5 protein-coding genes are annotated in these 5,844 nt (G+C 41.4%); all 5 read right to left on the bottom strand.

Translation table 11 applies throughout. From position 1 onward, the window contains the following. Positions 1–76 precede the first annotated feature (76 nt). Positions 77–298, bottom strand: coding sequence for a DUF4649 family protein (locus tag B3473_RS04110; protein WP_020916018.1), 222 nt, complete (start codon positions 296–298; stop codon positions 77–79). A gap of 216 nt (positions 299–514) precedes the next feature. Next, entirely contained in the window at positions 515–1,546 is a 1,032-nt protein-coding gene (locus B3473_RS04105; RefSeq protein WP_154454844.1) for an aldose epimerase family protein, read from the bottom strand. Positions 1,547–1,701: 155 nt separating this feature from the next. Next, complete coding sequence (gene leuS / locus B3473_RS04100) at positions 1,702–4,203, bottom strand: leucine--tRNA ligase (RefSeq protein WP_154454843.1); 2,502 nt, start codon at positions 4,201–4,203, stop codon at positions 1,702–1,704. A gap of 79 nt (positions 4,204–4,282) precedes the next feature. Continuing rightward, the gene (locus tag B3473_RS04095) at positions 4,283–5,128 is read right to left on the bottom strand and encodes a patatin-like phospholipase family protein (RefSeq protein ID WP_154454842.1); all 846 of its coding nucleotides are present in this window, start codon (positions 5,126–5,128) and stop codon (positions 4,283–4,285) included. 139 nt (positions 5,129–5,267) lie between these two features. Continuing rightward, positions 5,268–5,807 carry a transcription termination/antitermination protein NusG gene (gene nusG, locus B3473_RS04090; RefSeq protein WP_154454841.1) on the bottom strand — a complete coding sequence of 180 codons (540 nt, stop codon included), beginning with the start codon at positions 5,805–5,807 and terminating at the stop codon, positions 5,268–5,270. Positions 5,808–5,844 lie beyond the last annotated feature (37 nt).

Raw genomic sequence — 5,844 nt, 5'->3', positions numbered from 1 at the left:
TAATTTCAACTTGAAATTTGGGTTTCATTTTTGTTCTCCCATAAAAGCACCGCATCATTAAATAACAAACATGATATTAGCGATATTGTGTTAAATCTTGTTTTAAAAAGTAGTAAAATAGGTTGCCATAATTTCCTGAATAATCCAGTACATGACCGTTATAAACGACCTTAGTGACTTTGTAATAGTCGGCAATATCGATTGAGCAAGCTTGCTGTGAACGTTCGAATTCCTCGTATGAGTCAAACGTCACCACTCGTTCTTGGTTTACGGCGTTTAAAAATGTAATTTCAATCATTATTTACATTTCCTTTCTAATTCTACATACTATATTACTTTGATGTTGGAATATAGTATGTAGAACTGTATAACGCTATGCTACTACAAAGTATGTTTTCACACAACTATTTTGCTCTGACTGGATTTTCTCAATCATAATTCAAGAATCAATTGTAAATTATAAAAAGAGATTCCAAACAGAAATCTCTTTTTTAACTGAATTTGTAAAATTATATTATCCTTTATGATATTCAAAAGCAATAGTATAAGTCTTTTCGGTATTGGCTGGAAGAACAATATCACCAAAACCGTCATTATTAATAGCATCTGGGAGAAATTGTGCTTCAAGCGCTAAGGCTTCAAATTCTTTAGCCATTTTACCCTTATCACGCGCTGGATAAATATCCTCAGGAATGCCACCCATACTGTAAACGACCCAAGTATCACGGTCAGAATAAAGGTGAACAGAATCGCCACTTTCTTCATCTTTCAATTCTCCACAAGGTTTATCAAGCGAAGCATTTACCAAGAAAGCATCGTCAAGCCCGCCTGTATCAGCGATAGCCTCTCCAAGGTTTTGCCCAGTTTGAAAATCATAAGCTGTGCCAGCAACGTCAATGAATTTTCCTGTTGGCACCAAATCATCACGTGTTTCCAAGTAACAGTCAGCAGCCAAAGTAAAGGTATGGTGTGCCAAGTCTTGGCGTTCACCGAGGTTAAAGTAAACGTGGTTAGTTGGGTTAAAGAGGGTCGCTTGACCGCCATTTTTACCAGTGTAAGTGATTATAAAACGATTGTCGTTATCCAGCGTAAAACGTGCTGTTACCAACATATCACCAGGGAAACCATCAACACTTTCTTTAGCATTGTAAGTCATGACAACAGTGGCTTTGTCAATATCATTTTCAACTCTTGCTTGCCAAATGTGTTTGTGGAAACCTTTTGGACCACCGTGAAGAGTGTTTCCTTTTTCGTTTTGTGGTAGCTGAATTTCTTTGCCATCAAGGTTAACTTTCCCTTGATTAATACGCCCTGCAACACGTCCGATTGATTGACCTGCACATAAAGGACTTTTCAGATAATCACTTGGCTCATCAAAACCAATGATAAGATTTTTCTGACCACCTTTGTCATCTGGCACTAAAAATTCTTGCCAAGTTGCTCCCAGCGTTAGTAAACCAACTTGGACACCATTATCATTAATAATAGTGTATTTTTCAATCTTTTGCCGATTAATTATCTCAACAATTTCTTGTTTTACTTCCATTTTTCCCTCTTTCTTAGGTTCTTTCTTTTATTTTACCTTTTAGATAATTTTTTGTAAACGTTTACTATTGGATTTTACTAAGTTTTACTAGACATCATCGTTATAAACCAAAAACTCCTGTCCATTGGACAGGAGTTCAAGATTATATGTAGTGATTATTTTACCACGATGTTGACAAGTTTGTTAGGGACAGCAATAACTTTGACGATATCTTTGCCTGCGATTTCAGCTTGAATCTTGTCATTGGAAAGGGCGAGTTTTTCGAGTTCTTCGCGACTTGCGTCTTTTGGTACGACCAATTTAGCTCGTACTTTTCCTTTGATTTGGATGACAATTTCAACGTCGTTTTCAACAAGTTTTGATTCATCCCATGTTGGCCATGCCACGTATGAAATGCTTTCACCTGATTGGGTCACGTTTTGCCACAATTCTTCAGCAAGGTGTGGGGCAAATGGAGCCAACAATTGAATGAAGCCTTTGGCGTAATCTACAAAGAGTTTGTCTTCTTTGTTGGCGCTGTTTACAAAGACCATCAATTGTGCAATCGCTGTGTTGAATTTCATGGCTTCGAGCTGTTCTGTAACGGCTTTAACGGTTTCATTGTAAACCTTGTCTAAAGCACCGTTATTGTCAGCAACGATATCTTTGGTTGTCAACAAGCGGTAAACGCGGTCAAGGAACTTACGTGAGCCTTCAAGACCTTCTTCAGACCAAGCGATAGAAGCGTCCAATGGTCCCATAAACATTTCATACACGCGCAATGTGTCGGCACCATAGCGTTCAACTACGTCGTCAGGGTTGACAACGTTTTTCAATGATTTAGACATTTTAGCTGGTGCTTGTTCCAATTCTTCGCCAGTTTCGATGTTGAAGAATAACCCATCGCGTTTTTCAACCTTGTCTGTTGGTACAAGGGCTCCACGGTGGTCGCGGTAGCTTGTTCCCAAAATCATCCCTTGGTTAAAGAGTTTTTGGAACGGTTCTTTGGTTGGAACAACGCCTAAATCATAAAGGAATTTGTGCCAGAAGCGAGCGTAAAGCAAGTGAAGCACGGCGTGTTCGGCACCACCGATGTAAATGTCAACTGGCAACCATTGTTTCAATAATTCTTCGTCAGCTAGTTTTTCGTCGTTATGCGGGTCGATGTAGCGTAAGAAGTACCAGCTTGAACCTGCCCATTGTGGCATGGTATTGGTTTCACGGCGCCCTTTAACACCGTCTTCACGAGTAACTTCTAACCAATCTGTCAAGTTAGCTAGTGGTGACTCCCCTGTTCCTGAAGGTTTAATGTCCTTAGTTACTGGCAAGACCAGAGGAAGTTGGTCTTCTGGAAGGGCAGTGGTTGTGCCATCTTCCCAGTGAACGATTGGAATTGGTTCACCCCAGTAGCGTTGGCGTGAAAAGAGCCAGTCGCGTAAACGGTAAGTGACTTTTTTATTTCCCACTCCTTCAGCTTCGAGCCATTCGACCATTTTGTCAATGGCTTGCGCTTTGTCAAGACCGTCTAGGAAGCCAGAATTGATGTGAATACCGTCTTCTGTGTAAGCTTCTTCTTCAACATTGCCGCCTTCAAGTACTGGGATAATATCTAGATTGAATTGTTTAGCGAATTCCCAGTCGCGTGTGTCGTGGGCAGGAACAGCCATGATAGCACCAGTTCCATAGCTCACAAGCACATAATCTGCAATCCAAATTGGCATTTCACGACCATTGACAGGATTGATCGCATAGCTACCTGTCCAAACACCTGTTTTTTCTTTAGCAAGGTCTGTACGCGCAAGGTCAGATTTGAGGCTTGCTTGGTGTTTGTAATCTGCCACAGCTTGTGCTTGTTCAGGCGTTGTAATAGCATCAACCAATGGGTGTTCAGGTGCTAAAACAGCATAAGTCGCACCAAAAAGAGTATCAGGACGAGTGGTAAAGACTGTGAAATCTTGGTCTGTGTCCTTCACTTTGAAGGTCACATTGGCACCTGTTGATTTACCAATCCAGTTGCGTTGCATGTCTTTGATTGATTCAGGCCAGTCAAGTTCTTCCAAATCTTCTAGCAAGCGCTCTGCATAAGCTGTGATTTTAAGCATCCATTGACGCATTGGTTTGCGGACAACTGGGTACCCTCCACGTTCAGAAGTACCGTCAGGAAGCACTTCTTCGTTGGCGATGGCTGTTCCCAATTCTTCAACCCAGTTAACAGGCACTTCAGCTTCGTATGCCAAGCCTTTTTCATACAATTTTGTGAAAATCCACTGTGTCCATTTGTAGTAGCTAGGGTCAGTGGTATTTACTTCGCGGTCCCAGTCGTATGAGAAACCAAGTGCATTGATTTGGCGTTTGAAGTTAGCGATGTTTTGCGCTGTAAATTCAGCTGGGTCATTTCCTGTATCCATCGCGTATTGCTCAGCAGGAAGTCCAAAAGCGTCCCATCCCATTGGGTGAAGCACGTTATAGCCTTGTGCACGTTTGAAACGACTCAAAATATCAGTTGCTGTGTAGCCTTCTGGGTGTCCAACGTGAAGCCCTGCACCTGACGGGTAAGGAAACATATCCAACGCGTAAAAGTTTGGTTTGTCAGCGTCTGTTCCTGTTTTGAACGTATGATTGTCAGCCCAATAAGCCTGCCATTTTTTCTCAATTTCTTTGTGATTGTAAGTTGCCATGTCATTTCTCCATGTTCATAGTATAGCTTCTATTATACCATGAAAATAACAAAGAAAAAAGGCGAAATCACTGGGGACTTCATGCCTTCGATAAATAAGCTTGTAAGCTCGCCATATCTGCTTTGGCTTGTTTCAAGCCAATCTGATAAATCTCTTCAAACTTGTCAGGGTTGGTTTCCAGACGTCCAATCTCTAATGGTTGGCTTGGTCTAATCGCAAAAACTTGCCCCTTCTGCTCCAAATCAATAATGTGCTCCAGCGTGTCATTATAGTATTGGTAACGTTTGGAAGCCACTTCGACAAAGTTAGGGTAATGCCTATAAAGCAACTTGTAAAGGCGACCACTAGACGCTTTTTTGCGGTAATCAAGCGGACGTGTCAAGACCACGATGAGTTTATCAAAGCCAAGGCTTTTGGCAAAATCAACAGGAATGCTGTCTGACAAGCCACCATCAAGGTAATGTTTGCCCTGCCACTCAACAATTTTTGAGGCTACTGGCAAGGCCGAACTGGCACGAAACAACTCCATTTGCTCAAACACATTGTCAATCTTGTGGTATTCTGCCTTACCTGTTTCAAGATTGGTGACAGTGACGTAAAAAGGAACACCAGATTGCTCAAAGGTTTCCTCATCAAAAACATCTAATTCCATGGGAACCTTGTAATAAGCAAATTCTTTGTTGACCACATTGCCCGTTCGTAACCAAGAACGAAGGCCCATGTAGTTAGGATAAGAAGCGTATTTTTGATTGTAACGGAGAGCTCTGCCCTTTTGCTTAGATAAAAAATTCACCCCAAAAAGTGCCCCAGCTGATACCGCGACTATCCCGTCAACCTTGATACCAGCATCTAAAAATGCATCGAGAACGCCAGCTGTGTAAAGCCCACGCATTCCCCCACCTTCTAATACTAAACCAACAGACATTTACAGACTCCTTTATTCTTGTATATGACTATGTACAGTATATCAAATGATTGGCAAAAGCACACAATGCCGATATCATTTTTAGCCACCGACCAACAAAAAGCTAGAGCATTCACCCTAGCTTAATCATGACGCTTGTTTACAGTTCAGCGATTTGGTAAAGTTCCAATTCTGCTTGTGTTTCTGTTCCAAACATATTAATCATCAATTTCACTTTGTTGTTTTCAATTTCAACGACGCGACCTTCTTGTCCCATAAAGGCACCATCAATGATTTGAACCACGTCACCTTCTTTAATGTTGGTATCAATCACATCAACCGTTTGACCCATTGAGATGAGAATTGAGCGGATTTCTTCTTCCAAGAGCGGTGTTGGTTTTGAACGGTTACCATGTGACCCAACAAATCCTGTAACGTTTGGTGTGTTACGCACAACAAACCAAGCTTCGTCTGTCATAACCATCTCAACCAAGACATAACCAGGGAAACGGTTTTCTTCAACTTCTTTGACTTTCCCGTTTTTCTCAACATTGACAGTTTGCGTTGGGATTTCCACGCGCAAAATATTGTCCAACATATTGTAGGTTTGGGCACGTTGCAAAAGGGTTTCTTTCACTTTATTTTCATACCCAGAGTAAGTTTGTAGCACAAACCAGCCTTTATCAAATGAATCTAGCATCTTTTCCTCCACTATAAAAAGCCCTGAGGGCTCTTTG

The sequence above is a fragment of the Streptococcus sp. UBA632 genome (assembly GCF_002300045.1).
Lineage (GTDB): Bacteria > Bacillota > Bacilli > Lactobacillales > Streptococcaceae > Streptococcus > Streptococcus alactolyticus.
The sequence above is the reverse complement of the archived record's forward strand: the minus strand, read 5'-3'. Positions and strand labels throughout refer to the sequence as shown.

What these genes read in the sequence shown, in the direction of transcription:
- B3473_RS04110 (WP_020916018.1), bottom strand. Translation starts at nt 298, where the DNA reads ATGATTGAAATTACATTTTTAAACGCCGTAAACCAAGAACGAGTGGTG.
- B3473_RS04105 (WP_154454844.1), bottom strand. Translation starts at nt 1,546, where the DNA reads ATGGAAGTAAAACAAGAAATTGTTGAGATAATTAATCGGCAAAAGATT.
- leuS (WP_154454843.1), bottom strand. Translation starts at nt 4,203, where the DNA reads ATGGCAACTTACAATCACAAAGAAATTGAGAAAAAATGGCAGGCTTAT.
- B3473_RS04095 (WP_154454842.1), bottom strand. Translation starts at nt 5,128, where the DNA reads ATGTCTGTTGGTTTAGTATTAGAAGGTGGGGGAATGCGTGGGCTTTAC.
- nusG (WP_154454841.1), bottom strand. Translation starts at nt 5,807, where the DNA reads ATGCTAGATTCATTTGATAAAGGCTGGTTTGTGCTACAAACTTACTCT.